At 69.7% G+C, this 13329-nt stretch carries 14 protein-coding genes and 1 other RNA gene; 9 read left to right on the forward strand and 6 right to left on the reverse strand.

What is annotated here, in order from left to right; genetic code table 11:
• Positions 1–132: 132 nt before the first annotated feature.
• Positions 133–264 (reverse strand): hypothetical protein, encoded by a 132-nt coding sequence (locus tag AB7M35_RS16015; RefSeq protein WP_453961355.1) that lies wholly within the window; start codon positions 262–264, stop codon positions 133–135.
• Positions 265–490: 226 nt separating this feature from the next.
• Here AB7M35_RS16015 and AB7M35_RS16020 point away from each other — a divergent pair, with 226 nt between their 5' ends.
• Together AB7M35_RS16020 and AB7M35_RS16025 are read left to right on the forward strand one after the other, a co-directional pair.
• Positions 491–1102, forward strand: a complete 612-nt coding sequence (locus tag AB7M35_RS16020) for a glutathione S-transferase family protein (RefSeq protein ID WP_453961356.1) — start codon at positions 491–493, stop codon at positions 1100–1102.
• A complete protein-coding gene (locus AB7M35_RS16025) occupies positions 1060–1767 on the forward strand; it encodes a uracil-DNA glycosylase family protein (protein ID WP_453961357.1) in 708 nt (235 codons plus the stop codon). Before AB7M35_RS16020 ends, AB7M35_RS16025 begins: the two co-directional genes overlap by 43 nt.
• A gap of 3 nt (positions 1768–1770) precedes the next feature.
• Here the strand turns inward: AB7M35_RS16025 and AB7M35_RS16030 are convergent, their stop codons facing one another.
• The 5 genes from AB7M35_RS16030 to AB7M35_RS16050 form a co-directional block, all read right to left on the reverse strand.
• Complete coding sequence (locus AB7M35_RS16030; protein ID WP_453961358.1) at positions 1771–2616, reverse strand: TIGR00282 family metallophosphoesterase; 846 nt, start codon at positions 2614–2616, stop codon at positions 1771–1773.
• Entirely contained in the window at positions 2594–3226 is a 633-nt protein-coding gene (locus AB7M35_RS16035) for a 5-formyltetrahydrofolate cyclo-ligase (protein ID WP_453961359.1), read from the reverse strand. The genes AB7M35_RS16030 and AB7M35_RS16035 overlap by 23 nt, the downstream gene beginning before the upstream one ends.
• Positions 3227–3412: 186 nt before the next feature.
• Positions 3413–3571, reverse strand: a non-coding RNA gene (gene ssrS, locus AB7M35_RS16040) — 6S RNA.
• A gap of 117 nt (positions 3572–3688) precedes the next feature.
• Positions 3689–4069 (reverse strand): cell division protein ZapA, encoded by a 381-nt coding sequence (locus AB7M35_RS16045; RefSeq protein ID WP_453961360.1) that lies wholly within the window; start codon positions 4067–4069, stop codon positions 3689–3691.
• A gap of 135 nt (positions 4070–4204) precedes the next feature.
• Positions 4205–4486, reverse strand: a complete 282-nt coding sequence (locus tag AB7M35_RS16050; RefSeq protein WP_453961361.1) for a DUF4164 domain-containing protein — start codon at positions 4484–4486, stop codon at positions 4205–4207.
• 345 nt (positions 4487–4831) lie between these two features.
• Between AB7M35_RS16050 and tkt the strand changes: the two genes are divergently transcribed.
• From tkt to efp, 7 genes are all read left to right on the forward strand, one after another.
• Entirely contained in the window at positions 4832–6856 is a 2025-nt protein-coding gene (gene tkt / locus AB7M35_RS16055) for a transketolase (protein WP_453961362.1), read from the forward strand.
• Positions 6857–6961: 105 nt separating this feature from the next.
• Complete coding sequence (gap, locus tag AB7M35_RS16060; protein ID WP_453961363.1) at positions 6962–7969, forward strand: type I glyceraldehyde-3-phosphate dehydrogenase; 1008 nt, start codon at positions 6962–6964, stop codon at positions 7967–7969.
• 87 nt (positions 7970–8056) lie between these two features.
• Positions 8057–9250: a phosphoglycerate kinase gene (locus tag AB7M35_RS16065; RefSeq protein ID WP_453961364.1), complete on the forward strand. Its 1194-nt coding sequence runs from the start codon at positions 8057–8059 to the stop codon at positions 9248–9250.
• A 115-nt stretch (positions 9251–9365) separates the two neighbouring features.
• Positions 9366–10397, forward strand: a complete 1032-nt coding sequence (locus tag AB7M35_RS16070; protein ID WP_453961366.1) for a class I fructose-bisphosphate aldolase — start codon at positions 9366–9368, stop codon at positions 10395–10397.
• Positions 10398–10517: 120 nt separating this feature from the next.
• Positions 10518–11156 carry a thiamine phosphate synthase gene (locus tag AB7M35_RS16075; protein WP_453961367.1) on the forward strand — a complete coding sequence of 213 codons (639 nt, stop codon included), beginning with the start codon at positions 10518–10520 and terminating at the stop codon, positions 11154–11156.
• On the forward strand, positions 11153–12607 hold the full coding sequence (locus tag AB7M35_RS16080; RefSeq protein ID WP_453961368.1) for a tetratricopeptide repeat protein: 1455 nt from the start codon (positions 11153–11155) through the stop codon (positions 12605–12607). The genes AB7M35_RS16075 and AB7M35_RS16080 overlap by 4 nt, the downstream gene beginning before the upstream one ends.
• Before the next feature lie 144 nt (positions 12608–12751).
• Entirely contained in the window at positions 12752–13315 is a 564-nt protein-coding gene (efp, locus tag AB7M35_RS16085; RefSeq protein WP_453961369.1) for an elongation factor P, read from the forward strand.
• Positions 13316–13329 lie beyond the last annotated feature (14 nt).

Genomic DNA, 13329 nt, shown 5'->3' on the forward strand with positions numbered 1-13329 from the left:
CGCAAAAGCAAAGCCCCGCGGAGGCACGAGGCTTCCACGGGGCTCGGGTCGTTTCGAAGATGAAGGCCAGGTCCGGAGGTTCAGGTCCGCTTGATGATCAAACCGGACGGTGAACGGACGGTCGGCGCGGGCTCAGCCCAGGCGCGCCCGGATCCACTCCGCCGAGGCGCGCGACAGCTGCGACCACCGGCTCTCGGAGACCTGATCGTGCCGGTACTTGTCCCGGCAATAGAGTGCCCGTCCCAGAAGAAGTTCATTCAGCATCGCAAGACCTCCCCAACGCAACAAGGCCACAACAAACTCACAAACGCAGTATGCACTCTGTACGCTTCGGCGCAACAGAAAAAAGCGCAGTGAGTGCACTGCATTGCAGCATGGGGGAAGGCGTGCTTTCTCGCGGGTGGGGGCTGATGCCATATTGGGTCGGCGAACGGCCCTAAGGGGCTCCGCGAACCGGCATGCCAGACGCGTCGACAGCGAGAGAAACCCAATGAAACTCTACGATTCTCCACGCGCGGCCAATCCGCGGCGGGTGCGTATCTTTCTCGCCGAGAAGGACGTCGTCATCGAGACGGTGCCGGTCGACATCATGGCCGGCGAGCACCTGGAGGATGCGTTCACCCGTCTCAACCCGTTGCAGCGGCTGCCGGTTCTCGTGCTCGACGACGGCACCGTCATCGCCGAATCAGTTGCGATCTGCCGCTACTTCGAGGAGACGCATCCCGATCCGCCGCTGTTCGGCCGCGACCCGAAGGAGAAGGCGCTGGTCGAGATGTGGCAGCGCCACGTCGAGTTCGGCCTGCTGATCCCGGCCCAGCAGGCGTTCCGCCACACCCATCCGGCGATGCGCGAGCTCGAGGTGCCCCAGGTTCCGGACTGGGGCGAGGCCAACAAGTCCAAGATCCTCACCTTCCTGTCCATTCTCGAGCGCCAGCTCTGCCACGACGAGTTCGTGGTCGGCGACACCTACACGATCGCCGACATCACGGCGCTGGTCGGCATCGACAGCCTGAAGCTCGCCAAGGTGCGGGTGCCGGACGATCTGGAGCGGTTGAAGAAGTGGTACGATCGCGTCTCGAGCCGCGCCAGCACGGTGCTCTAGGCCCGGCGCGGGAGGGCGAGGGCTGGCGCGGGCTTCCCGATCCGCCCGACAGCGAGCTCGGCGGCCTCGTCGGTCGCATCCGCCGTTGCCGGATCTGCGTGGAACGGCCGCTCGGCCGGCCGCTGCCGCATCAGCCGCGCCCGGTCATCCGCGCCGCGTCGGCGGCCTCCATCGTGGTCTGCGGCCAGGCGCCGGGCACCCGGGTGCACGCCAGCGGCCAGCCGTTCACCGATCCCTCCGGCGTGCGCCTGCGCGACTGGATGGGCGTCGACGAGACGGTCTTCTACGACACGACGAAGGTGGCGGTGGTGCCGATGGGCTTCTGCTTCCCCGGCCAGGATGCCAAGGGCGGCGACCTGCCGCCGCGCCGCGAGTGCGCGCCCACCTGGCACGACCGCGTCTTCGCCGAACTGCCGAACCTCAAGCTGGTGCTGGCCGTCGGCCTCTACGCCCACAGCTATCATCTGCCGCAATGGCGCAAGCGCTCGCTGACGGAGCGGGTGGCGGCCTATCGCGAGATCATGGCGGCGGGCGACGGGCCGACCATCGTGCCGCTGCCGCATCCGTCGTGGCGCAACAACGCGTGGATCCGGCGGAACCCCTGGTTCACCGAGGAGCTTTTGCCGGTGCTGCGCCGGGAAGTCGCCGGCGCGCTCGCGGGCTGAGGGTCAGTCGGCGAGGCCGCGCGGCATCTCGCCCAGCATCGCCGGCCAGGCGTGCGAGAGCTCGCCGCCCAGCCGCAGCGGCTCGATCGCCAGCGCCAGGCCGGTCGTCTCGTCGAGCTCCACCACCACGCCCGACAGGGTCGGCGGTCCGCTGGCCGCGGCGAAGCGGTTCTGCGGGATCTTGCGCAGGAACCGGCCGAGCGGCTCCTCCTTCTCCATGCCGATGATGGAATCGTACGAGCCGCACATGCCGATGTCGGTCATGAAGCCGGTGCCGCCCGGCAGGATCCGGTGGTCGGCGGTGGGCACGTGGGTGTGGGTGCCGACGACGAGGCTGGCGCGGCCGTCCAGGTGATAGGCCATGCCCTGCTTCTCCGACGTCGCCTCGGCGTGCACGTCGACGATCACCGCGTCGACGTCGCGGCCCAGCACCAGGCCGTCGAGGATCCGGTCGACGGCCGCGAACGGGTCGTCGAGGGGATCCATGAAGATCCGCCCCATCAGGTTGGCGACCAGCACGCGGGCGCCATTGGTGGCGGTGAAGATGTTGGCGCCGCGCCCGGGCGTGCCGGCCGGATAGTTGGCGGGCCGGATCAGGCAGGGCTGGCGCTCGATGAAGACGAGCGCCTCGCGCTGGTCCCAGGAGTGGTTGCCGAGCGTCACCGCGTCGGCGCCGGCGTCCAGCAGGTCCTGGCAGATCGCCTCGGTTATGCCGAAGCCGCCGGCGGCGTTCTCGCCGTTGATGACGACGAAATCCAGCCGCCCGTCCGCGACGATCTCGGGCAGCATGTCGGCGACGGCCGTCCGGCCGGCGCGGCCGACGACGTCACCCAGAAACAGTACGCGCATCGGGTTCTCCGGAGAGCGGGGTAAAGCGGAGGAGGCCGGCCTCGGTCAGTACGGCGTCGAGACGGCGGTCGTGGGGTTCCATGGGTACCACGTCCACCTCCTGGGTGGCGAAGGCAACCCCGATCGTCCGCAGCGGCCCGTTTTCGGCAAGCCGCCGGATGGCGCCGTCGTAGTGGCCCTTGCCGTAGCCGAGGCGCGCGCCCTCGCGGTCGAAGGCGGCCAGCGGGACCAGCAGGATCGCGGGATCGCACTCGGGGCAATCGGGGCCGGGCTCGGAGGTGCCGAAGCCGGCCGGCACCAGCGGCGCGCCGATGGTCCATTCGCGGAAGGCGAGGTGCCGCTCCGGCCCGATCACCGGCAGCGCCAGCCGGTGGCCGGCCTCCGCCAGCGCCGCCATCAGCGGCCGCACGTCGATCTCGTCGCGGATCGGCCAGAAGCCGGAGATCAGCGCGGGCGCGTCGGGGAGCGTCAGGTCGGGGATCTGGTCGACGAGGGTCTGCGCCGCGGCTTCGCGCTCGGCGGGCGAGAGCGCTGCGCGGCGCGCCAGAACCGTCTTCCGCAGCGCGCTCTTCCTGCGGACGGTGTCGCTCGGCGCGGGTGCATCGGTCAAGGGATCGGCTCGCGGACAGGGCAGGGGAAGGATGCGCCGGGGGGCCGTGTCGCCGGGATGCCCGGGCCTTTTGGGCCGCGTGGCGGGCGACGAACGCGGGTCGGCCGCGCCGGAGGACATTCCCGGCCCCGGGGCGAACGCCTCGGGGCACGGGCTCCAGCCGCCCGGCAGGGCGGAGAATCGGTCGGCGAACCGCCTCGGCCGTCGGAGGTATCGATCCCGGGAAACCTACAGAGTAGGTGGGCGCCGTTTTGTCCGAGCCCACGGGCCCGGACAGTGACAGCTCCCGTTTGGGTCGATAAGGCCCCGGGGATGCGTGGCTCCAGTCGAACCGTGCAGTGTCGCCTGAGCGCAATATAGGGTGTCGCGGGGGCCGCGCGAAGGGGGGCGCACTGCGATTTCCAACGGCGTCCGGATCTGCGGCCGAACGCCGGCCGGATCGCGAGGAGTCCGGCGGCGCGTCTAGCCGTCGCGGTCGGTGCGGACGCTGTCGTTGAGGCTCTTGGCGAAGCGGTCGATGGTGTCCGCCGTCTCGCCGACGCGCGCGGCGATGCCGGCCTCGCGCTCGTACTGGTGCTGGACCACCGCGTCGCGGGATTCCTTCAGGCTCTGGATCTCGGCGGTGAGCGCCACCAGCCGGCGTTCCGCCTCGACCAGCGAATCGGTCACCCGGATCCCGGCCATCACGGTCAGGCGCTGGTCGCCGATTTCGCCAAAGGCGCCGCGCAGCTCCTCGATCGCCCCATCGAACCGCTCGGCCAGCGCGGCCAGCCGCTCCTCCTCGCCGTCGTCGCACGCCATGCGATAGCTGCGGCCGTTGATGGTGACGGTGATATGGGACATGCGCAGTCCTTTCGAGCCCCCGACGGGGCGACACGCGACCGGGTCTGACGGTCTAACCGGTTGGCATGAGACGCCTTTTCATCGCCATAGATAGGGGTTGCGGCGGACGGGATAAAGAGGGGCGCCGCTCCGGGCCTATCCGCCGTGCTTGTCCAGCACGCTGCGGACCGTCTCCATCGCCGTCACAAGGCGGCGCGAGACTTCCCGGTTGGTTTCCTCAAGCCGGGTGGCGCGGCCCTCGGCGCGGTCGAGCGAACCGGCCAGTTCCGAGCGGTCCTCGGTCAGCCGCTGGATCTCGTCCTCGAGCGTGCCGACGCTGCGATCGGCATCGATGCGCCGGTTCACGGCCGCCTCGAGCCGATCCAGGGCGGTCAGCAGTCTGTCGAATGCCTGATCAACGGCTGGCCGTTCCGCCATGGCGGCAGGGTTTCCTACGCGGTCGCGATTCGATAGCCATATCAGCCGGTTTCGCTTCGTGCATCCAGTTCTGCATGAAGCGGGTGGCGGACGGGCTGCTCCTCCTCGCATCCGCGCGCGCCAAGATCAAGCCGCGAGTGGGCGCGGGCCGCCGGCGGGCCTCTGCGGCCACGCGTCTACAGGCTCGTTGCCCGCCTCACGTTGACTCGCGTCGGCGACTTGGTATTGAACGGCGCCGTTGCCATGACAACGAATGGCGGACCGCTCGCAGGAGCAAGGCCGCGATCGAGGGTTGAGAAGGCCCGGACGTTCCCACAGACCAAACCGTGTTCACCCGACCTCGTGATGAGTGTCCGGGACGCGGCGGAGTTCACGATGATCGACCTCGACAAACAAAAAGCGATGGCCAACGCGATCCGCGTGCTCGCGATCGACGCCGTCGAGGCGGCGAAGTCCGGCCATCCCGGTATGCCCATGGGCGCGGCCGACGTCGCAACCGTCCTGTTTTCCTCGATCATCAAGGTCGACCCCAGCCAGCCCGACTGGCCCGACCGCGACCGCTTCGTGCTGTCGGCCGGCCACGGCTCGATGCTGCTCTATTCCGTCCTGCACCTGCTCGGCTTCGAGGACTTCGGCACCGAGGAGCTGCGCCGCTTCCGCCAGCTCGGGTCCCGCGCCGCCGGCCATCCGGAGTACGGCCACGGCGCTGGCATCGAGACGACCACCGGTCCGCTCGGCCAGGGCCTGGCGACCGCGGTGGGCATGGCGCTCGGCGAGCGCATGCTGAACGCCGAGTTCGGCGACGACCTGGTCGACCACTACACCTACGTGCTCGCCTCCGACGGCGACCTGATGGAAGGCATCAGCCACGAGGCGATCTCCATCGCCGGCCACATGAAGCTGAACCGCCTCATCGTGCTCTACGACGACAACGAGATCTCCATCGACGGCAAGCTGGACCTGTCGGAATCCGGCGACGCGCTGAAGCGCTTCGAGGCGGCCGGCTGGGCCGCCGTGCGCATCGACGGCCACAACCCGGCCGACGTGCACGCGGCGCTGGTGGCCGCGCAGTCGAGCGACCGGCCGACGCTGATCGCCTGCCGCACCATCATCGGCTACGGCTCGCCCAACAAGGCCGGCAGCTCCGCCTCCCACGGCTCGCCGCTCGGCGCCGCCGAGGCCGCCGCCGCCCGCGACATGCTGAAGTGGAAGGCCGAGCCCTTCGAGATCCCCGCCGACATTCGCGACGCCTGGCGCATCGCCGGCCTGCGCTCCGGCAGCTCCCGCAAGGAGTGGGAGAAGCATCACCAGGCGATGGACCCGGAGCGGCGCGCCGAGTTTGACCGGCGCATCCGCGGCGACCTGCCGGCCGGCTTCCAGGACGCCATGACGGGGCTGCGCGCGCAGATCGCCCGCGACCGGCCGACGCTCGCCACCCGCAAGGCCTCCGAAATGGTGCTGGAGACCGTCAACGCGGCGGTACCGGAGACGGTGGGCGGCTCGGCCGACCTCACCGGCTCCAACAACACCAAGACCAAGTCGATGGGCATCGTGTCCGCCGCCAACGACTACCAGGGTCGCTACATCCACTGGGGCGTGCGCGAGCACGGCATGGCGGCCGCGATGAACGGCATGTCGCTGCACGGCGGCTTCATCCCGTACGGCGGCACCTTCCTGGTGTTCTCCGACTACTGCCGCCCGGCGATCCGGCTGGCCGCGCTCATGGGCGTGCGCTCGGTCTACGTGATGACCCACGATTCGATCGGTCTCGGCGAGGACGGCCCGACCCATCAGCCGGTCGAGCACCTGGCGGCGCTGCGCGCCATTCCGAACCTCGTCGTGCTGCGCCCGGCCGATGCCATGGAGACGGCGGAAGCCTGGGAAATCGCCCTGTCGAACACTTCGGGCCCGACGCTGCTCGCGCTCACCCGGCAGAACTGCGACGCGCTCCGCCTCGACGACCACGACGGCAACCTGTCCCGGCGCGGCGCCTACCAGCTCGCCGATGCCAACGGCGACGCCACGGTGTCGCTGTTCGCCACCGGCTCGGAAGTCGGCATCGCCATGCGGGCCAAGGGGCTCCTCGACATGGAAGGCATCCCGACGCGCGTCGTCTCGGTGCCGTCGTTCGAGCTGTTCGAGCGCCAGCCCTCGGAGTACCGCACCGACGTGATCGGCACGGCCCAGGTGAACGTCGGCATCGAGGCCGCGGTCCGGCTGGGCTGGGACCGGCTGATCGGCATGGACGGCATCTTCGTCGGCATGTCCGGTTTCGGCGCCAGCGCGCCCTTCGAGGAGCTCTACGAGCACTTCGGCATCACCGCCGAGGCGGTCGTTGCCAAGGTGAAGGCGCGGCTTGCGGCCGCGTAGGGATCTTTCGACGCTGATTTGACTTTCCCTCCCGGGAAATCGGATGCATCAGAACGTCATGATCGCATCCGATCAGGTGACAAGAAGACGAGGTGAGAAGACGTCATGACCGTACGCGTCGGCATCAACGGGTTTGGCCGCATCGGCCGCAACGTGCTGCGCTCCATCATCGAGTCGGGCCGGACCGACATCGAGGTGGTCGCCGTGAACGACCTCGGCCCGGTGGAAACCAATGCCCACCTGCTGCGGCACGATTCCGTGCACGGGCACTTCCCGGCGAAGGTCACCGTCGACGGCGACACCATCGACGTGGGCACCGGTCCCATCAAGGTGACCGCCGAGCGTGACCCCAAGGCGCTTCCGTGGGGCGATCTGGGCGTCGACATCGCGATGGAGTGCACCGGCATCTTCACCGCCCGCGACAAGGCGGCGCTGCACCTGGAGAACGGCTCCAAGCGCGTGCTGGTGTCCGCGCCCTCCAGCGGCGCCGACAAGACGATCGTCTACGGCGTGAACCACGACGCGCTGACCAAGGACGACCTCGTCGTCTCCAACGCGTCGTGCACCACCAACTGCCTGGCGCCGGTCGCCTACGTCATGCACGAGACGATCGGCATCGACAAAGGCTTCATGACGACGATCCATTCCTACACCGGCGACCAGCCGACCCTCGACACCATGCACAAGGACCTCTACCGGGCCCGTGCGGCGGCCATGTCGATGATCCCGACCTCCACCGGCGCGGCCCGTGCCGTCGGCCTCGTGCTGCCGGAGCTCAACGGTCGTCTCGACGGCGTGTCGATCCGCGTGCCCACCCCGAACGTGTCGGTGATCGACTTCAAGTTCGTCGCCAAGCGCGCCACCTCCGTCGAGGAGGTCAACGAGGCCTTCCGCGCGGCGGCGGGCGGCAAGCTGGCCGGCATCCTGGCCATCACCGACGAGCCGCTGGTCTCGATCGACTTCAACCATGATCCGGCGTCCTCCACGGTGCACATGTCGGAAAGCAAGGTCATGGACGGCACGCTGGTGCGGATCATGAGCTGGTACGACAACGAGTGGGGCTTCTCCAACCGGATGAGCGACACCGCCGTTGCGATGGCCAAGCTGATCTAGCTCGGCCTCCGCTCACGATGGACCCTGCCCGGGCGGCGCGATCCGATCGCGCCGCCGGCTCACGACAAGAAGACAAGTCTGGGAAACATGACCGACATCAGGACGCTCGACGACGCCACGGTGGCCAACATGCGGGTCCTCACCCGCGTCGACTTCAACGTCCCGATCCATGACGGCAAGGTCTCCGATGCGAGCCGCATCGAGGCGGCCGCGCCGACGATCGCCGAACTCGCCCAGAAGGGCGCCAAGGTGATCCTTCTGGCGCATTTCGGCCGGCCGAAGGGCAAGCGCGTCGAGGACGAGTCGCTCGGCAAGATCGTCGAGACCGTCGCCCGCGTGCTCGGCAAGCCGGTGGGCTTCGTTGACGACTGCATCGGCGACGACGTGAAGGCCGCCGTCGGCAACATGGTGCCGGGCGAGATCCTCCTCCTGGAAAATACCCGCTTCCACGCCGGCGAGGAAAAGAACGATCCCGCCTTCGTGGACGCGCTCGCCGAGAACGGCGACGTCTTCGTCAATGACGCCTTTTCCGCCGCCCACCGCGCCCACGCATCGACCGAGGGCCTTGCCCACAAGCTGCCGAGCTACGCCGGCCGCGCGATGGAGGCGGAGATTGTGGCGTTGACCAAGGCGCTGGAGAAGCCGCAGCGGCCGGTGGTCGCCATCGTCGGCGGCGCCAAGGTCTCCACCAAGATCGCGCTCCTGGAAAACCTCTGCGAGAAGATGGACGCGATCGTCATCGGTGGCGCCATGGCGAACACCTTCGTGGCTGCGCACGGCGGCGACGTCGGCCGCTCGCTGTACGAGCCGGAGCAGGCCGACCTCGCGCGCCGCATCGTGCTGCGCGGCGAGGAGACCGGCTGCGCCATCGTGCTGCCGAAGGACGCGGTCGTGGCGCGGAAGTTCGAAGCGGGCGCCGAGAGCTGGGCCGTCGGTCTCGACGCCATGCCCGAGGATGCGATGATCCTCGATCTCGGACCGCATTCGGTGGACACCGTGAAGGCGGAGATCCGCACCGCCAAGACGCTGCTGTGGAACGGCCCGCTCGGCGCGTTCGAGGTGTCGCCGTTCGATCGCGCCACCGTCGAGGTGGCCCGCTACGCGGCGGAGTTGACGCAGGCCGGCAAGCTCACGACGGTGGCCGGTGGCGGCGATACGCTCTCCGCGCTGCATCACGCGGGCGTCGCCGACAACATGACCTATGTTTCGATGGCGGGCGGGGCGTTCCTCGAATGGCTCGAGGGCAAGCCGCTTCCCGGTGTCGAGGCCCTGAAGAAGTAGTCCGGACGGTCCGGGAGCGGTTTTCGAGTTTGCCCGGCGCCCCGATGCGGGAGCGGGCGTCCGGCGCGCCCAGGCGCGCCATGCAGATCATGGATCAAGGATGAAGGGTGGAACGATGAGCGAGCGTCTTGAAGATATTGCTGCCGCGATGATGGCCGACGGTCAGGGGATCCTGGCCGCCGATGAAAGCTCGGGCACGATCAAGAAGCGGTTCGACACGATCGGCCTCACCTCCACCGAGGACGCCCGGCGCGACTACCGCGAGATGCTGTTCCGCTCCAAGCAGGCGATGACCGACTACATCTCCGGCGTCATCCTCTACGACGAGACGATCCGCCAGAAGGCCGCCGACGGCACGCCGCTGGTCGAACTCCTGAAGGCCACCGGCTCGGTGCCGGGCATCAAGGTCGACATGGGCGCCAAGCCGATGGCCGGCTGCCCGGACGAGAAGCTGACCGAGGGCCTCGACGGCCTCAGCGGCCGCCTGAAGGAGTACTACGAGCTGGGCGCGCGCTTCGCGAAGTGGCGGGCGGTGATCGACATCTCCAAGTCGACCCCGTCCTGGACGGCGCTGCGCGCCAACGCCCATGCGCTCGCCCGCTACGCGATCCTCTGCCAGGAAGCCGGGATCGTGCCGATCGTCGAGCCGGAGGTCATCATGGATGGCCCGAACGCGGACCACACCATCGACCGTTGCTACGAGGTCACCGAGTGGACGCTGAAGACCGTGTTCGACGAGCTCTATGAGGCGCACGTCTCGCTGGAAGGCATGGTCCTGAAGCCGAACATGGTGATCGCCGGCCAGAAGTGCCCGACCCAGGCGTCGGCGGAAGAGGTCGCCGAGAAGACGCTGAAGTGCCTGAAGGCGTGCGTGCCGCCGGCGGTGCCGGGCATCGCGTTCCTGTCGGGCGGCCAGTCCGACGAGGCCGCCACCCAGCACCTGTCGCTGATGAACGCCGCCGGCCCCCTGCCGTGGACGCTGACCTTCTCCTATGGCCGCGCGCTGCAGGCCGCCGCCATCAAGGCGTGGGGTGGCAAGGCGGAAAACGTCGCGGCCGGACAGCGTGCCTTCACGCACCGCGCCAAGATGAACTCGCTCGCCGCCCTCGGCACCTGGTCCGCCGACCAGGAACGCGCCGCGGCCTAGAGCCTGCTTGTCGTCCGGATCGCGCGGATCTGGACGGGAAACGCTCCGATTGAAGCTCGCGGCGGCCCGATTTGGGTCGCCGCCACCACCTCGCCATGATGGTCGAGGAAGGAACGGTCGATGGATCGCACCCGCCTCGTTCTCATTGTGCCCGCCACCGGACCCGAACCGGTCGACGCCGCGCGTCTCGATGCCGCCCTGGCCGGCGGCGACGTGGCTGCCGTGGTCATCGACGCGGGCGACGCCGACGCCGGCGACCACGTCCAGTCGGCCGTCGCGGCCCTGGTCGACAGCGCTCAGAAGGCCGGTGCCGCGGCGCTCATCCGCGGCGACAGCCGGCTCGTCGGCCGCACCCACGCCGACGGCGTCCACGTCGACGAGAGCCTCGAGGAGATCGAGGCCGCGCTCGAGCGCTTCCATCCCAATGGCATCGTCGGCACCGGTGGCGCCGATACCCGTCACGACGCGATGCTGATCGCCGAGACCGGGCCGGACTACGTCTTCTTCGGCGACATCGACGCGCCCGACGCCGACGAGGCGGATCCGCGCGCCTTCGACTTCGGCATCTGGTGGGCGGAGGTCTTCGAGATCCCGGTCGTCGTGCTCGTCGGCCTCGACATGACCGAAATCCCCGAGCTCGCCGCCGCCGGCGTCGAGTTCGTCGCCGTGCGCGGCGCGGTGTGGGGCCATGCCGACGGCCCGGCCGCGGCGGTCGCGCGGGCCAACGCGCTGATCGACGAGGGCATGGCGGTTACATGACCTCGCGCCTGACCATCGCCTGCCTCGCGCTCTCGCTTGCCGGGGGCACCGCCGCCGCCCAGACCGCGCAGGGCACCCGGACCCGCGTCCCCGAAAGCCCTCCGGAGCAGGTCCAGGGCGCCCAGGGGCAGGTCCCCCAGGGCCCCGGCATGGCGGTGCCGCTGACCAACCTGCTGGGCGGCCTGGCGATCCCGACGAACAAGCCCACCGACGCCACCGAAGGCCGCGACCTGACCCTCGACGCGCCGGCCCAGAGCGGCCGCCGCACGCTGCCGAGCGCCATCGCGTTCCCGCCGCGCATGCCGCCGCGCGACCGGCCGGGGCTGCGCACGGTCGGCCCCGCCGGCAACGCCGAGCAGCCCCCCGAGCCCGCCGCCGGCACGGACGCCGAAGGAGACGCCGCGGCGGTCTCCGGCGAGCCGGACGACAGCGGCGCCATCGCGGGCGGCCCCGAGGCCCCCAGGCCGGACGCGCCCGCGACCGCCGACGCGCCCGCAACGCCCGGTGAAGCCGCCGGTGCCGGGGAGACCGCCGCCGACGGCGAGGCGGCGCCCGCCGACGGTTCCGCCGACGCCATGGACGGCGAGGCGATCTCGGCCGCCGAGCTGGCCGCCGTGCCCGGCGTCGACCGGGCCTACGGCGCCTTCCAGCGCGGCTTCTTCCTGACGGCGCTCGCCTACGCGCTCAAGCCGGCCGAGCAGGGCGACCCCACCGCCCAGACGCTGATGGGCGTGCTCTACGAGGACGGGCGCGCCACCCGCCGCGACTATGCCGCCGCGGCCGACTGGTTCAAGCTCGCCTCCGCCCAGGGCGACATCAACGCCAGCTACCGCCTCGCGCTCCTCTACCTGAGCGGCGAGGGCGGCGAGAAGAACGAAGTCGAGGCGGCGCGGCTGTTCCGCATCGCGGCCGAGGGCGGCAACGAGGACGCCGCCTACAACCTGGCGATCATGACCCTGCAGGGCAGCGGCGGGATCACCCGCGACGCCGCCGCCGCCGCCCGGCTGCTGCAGCAGGCCTCCGACGCCGGCAGCGCCGATGCCACCTACGCCCTGGCGCTGCTCTACGGCGCCGGCAACGGCGTGGTGCCCGACGACCGGCGCTCGACCCAGCTTCTCCTGGAGGCGGCCGAGGCCGGCAGCGTCCCCGGCCAGGTCGAATACGCGATCCGCCTGTTCAAGGGCGTCGGCGTGCCGGCCAACGAGGCGGTGGCCGCCGCCTGGTTCGAGCGCGCCGCCCAGTCGGGCAACCCGGTCGCCATGAACCGGCTGGCGCGGCTCTACGCCACCGGCCGCGGCGTCGGCATCGACGCGGTCGAGGCGGTGAAGTGGCATCTGATCGCGCGCTCGCGCGGCCTGTCCGACATCTGGCTCGACAGCTTCATGGAAGCCCAGTCGGAAGACGTGCTCAAGGCGGCGCGGCAGCGCGCGCGCACGTGGTGGAACGGCTGAACCGGCCCCCGCCGGGCGGCGTTTCCCCTTGAATCCGCCTGTGCTTTGTGGTCCAGAAGCCACGACTTCTGCTTGCTTCCCGCCGGTTTCGCGGTCGACACGACGCGCGGGAAGGCGCAATTCAACTTCGACAAGGCGTCATTAATGAAGATCAACGGCAACGAAATCCGACCGGGCAACGTGATCGAGCACCAGAGCACCCTCTGGGCGGCTGTGAAGGTCCAGCACGTGAAGCCCGGCAAGGGCGGCGCGTTCGCGCAGGTCGAACTCAAGAACCTCATCGACGGCCGCAAGCTCAACGAGCGCTTCCGCTCCGCCGACACCGTCGAGCGCGTGCGCCTCGAGCAGAAGGATTTCCAGTACCTCTACGCCGAGGGGGACAATCTGGTCTTCATGGACACCGACTCCTACGAGCAGATCGAGCTGTCGCGGGACTTCGTCGGCGAGCGCGCCGCGTTCCTGCAGGACGGCATGACGGTGACGGTGGAGCTCTACGAGGAGAAGCCGATCGGCGTGACGCTGCCCCAGTACGTGACGCTGGAGATCTCCGAGGCCGACCCGGTGGTGAAGGGCCAGACGGCGTCGTCGTCCTACAAGCCGGCGATGCTGGAGAACGGCGTGAAGCTGATGGTGCCGCCGTTCATCGCGGCGGGCGAGAAGGTCGTCGTCGACACCGAGGAAATCACCTACGTTCGTCGTTCGGAATGATCCCGACGGCCCTC

Source organism: Amorphus suaedae, from assembly GCF_053629675.1.

Excerpts from the sequence above, each read along its gene's own strand:
- AB7M35_RS16015 (WP_453961355.1), bottom strand. The coding sequence starts at position 264 with ATGCTGAATGAACTTCTTCTGGGACGGGCACTCTATTGCCGGGACAAG.
- AB7M35_RS16020 (WP_453961356.1), top strand. The coding sequence starts at position 491 with ATGAAACTCTACGATTCTCCACGCGCGGCCAATCCGCGGCGGGTGCGT.
- AB7M35_RS16030 (WP_453961358.1), bottom strand. The coding sequence starts at position 2,616 with ATGCGCGTACTGTTTCTGGGTGACGTCGTCGGCCGCGCCGGCCGGACG.
- AB7M35_RS16045 (WP_453961360.1), bottom strand. The coding sequence starts at position 4,069 with ATGTCCCATATCACCGTCACCATCAACGGCCGCAGCTATCGCATGGCG.
- AB7M35_RS16050 (WP_453961361.1), bottom strand. The coding sequence starts at position 4,486 with ATGGCGGAACGGCCAGCCGTTGATCAGGCATTCGACAGACTGCTGACC.
- tkt (WP_453961362.1), top strand. The coding sequence starts at position 4,832 with ATGAGTGTCCGGGACGCGGCGGAGTTCACGATGATCGACCTCGACAAA.
- gap (WP_453961363.1), top strand. The coding sequence starts at position 6,962 with ATGACCGTACGCGTCGGCATCAACGGGTTTGGCCGCATCGGCCGCAAC.
- AB7M35_RS16065 (WP_453961364.1), top strand. The coding sequence starts at position 8,057 with ATGACCGACATCAGGACGCTCGACGACGCCACGGTGGCCAACATGCGG.
- AB7M35_RS16070 (WP_453961366.1), top strand. The coding sequence starts at position 9,366 with ATGAGCGAGCGTCTTGAAGATATTGCTGCCGCGATGATGGCCGACGGT.
- AB7M35_RS16075 (WP_453961367.1), top strand. The coding sequence starts at position 10,518 with ATGGATCGCACCCGCCTCGTTCTCATTGTGCCCGCCACCGGACCCGAA.
- AB7M35_RS16080 (WP_453961368.1), top strand. The coding sequence starts at position 11,153 with ATGACCTCGCGCCTGACCATCGCCTGCCTCGCGCTCTCGCTTGCCGGG.
- efp (WP_453961369.1), top strand. The coding sequence starts at position 12,752 with ATGAAGATCAACGGCAACGAAATCCGACCGGGCAACGTGATCGAGCAC.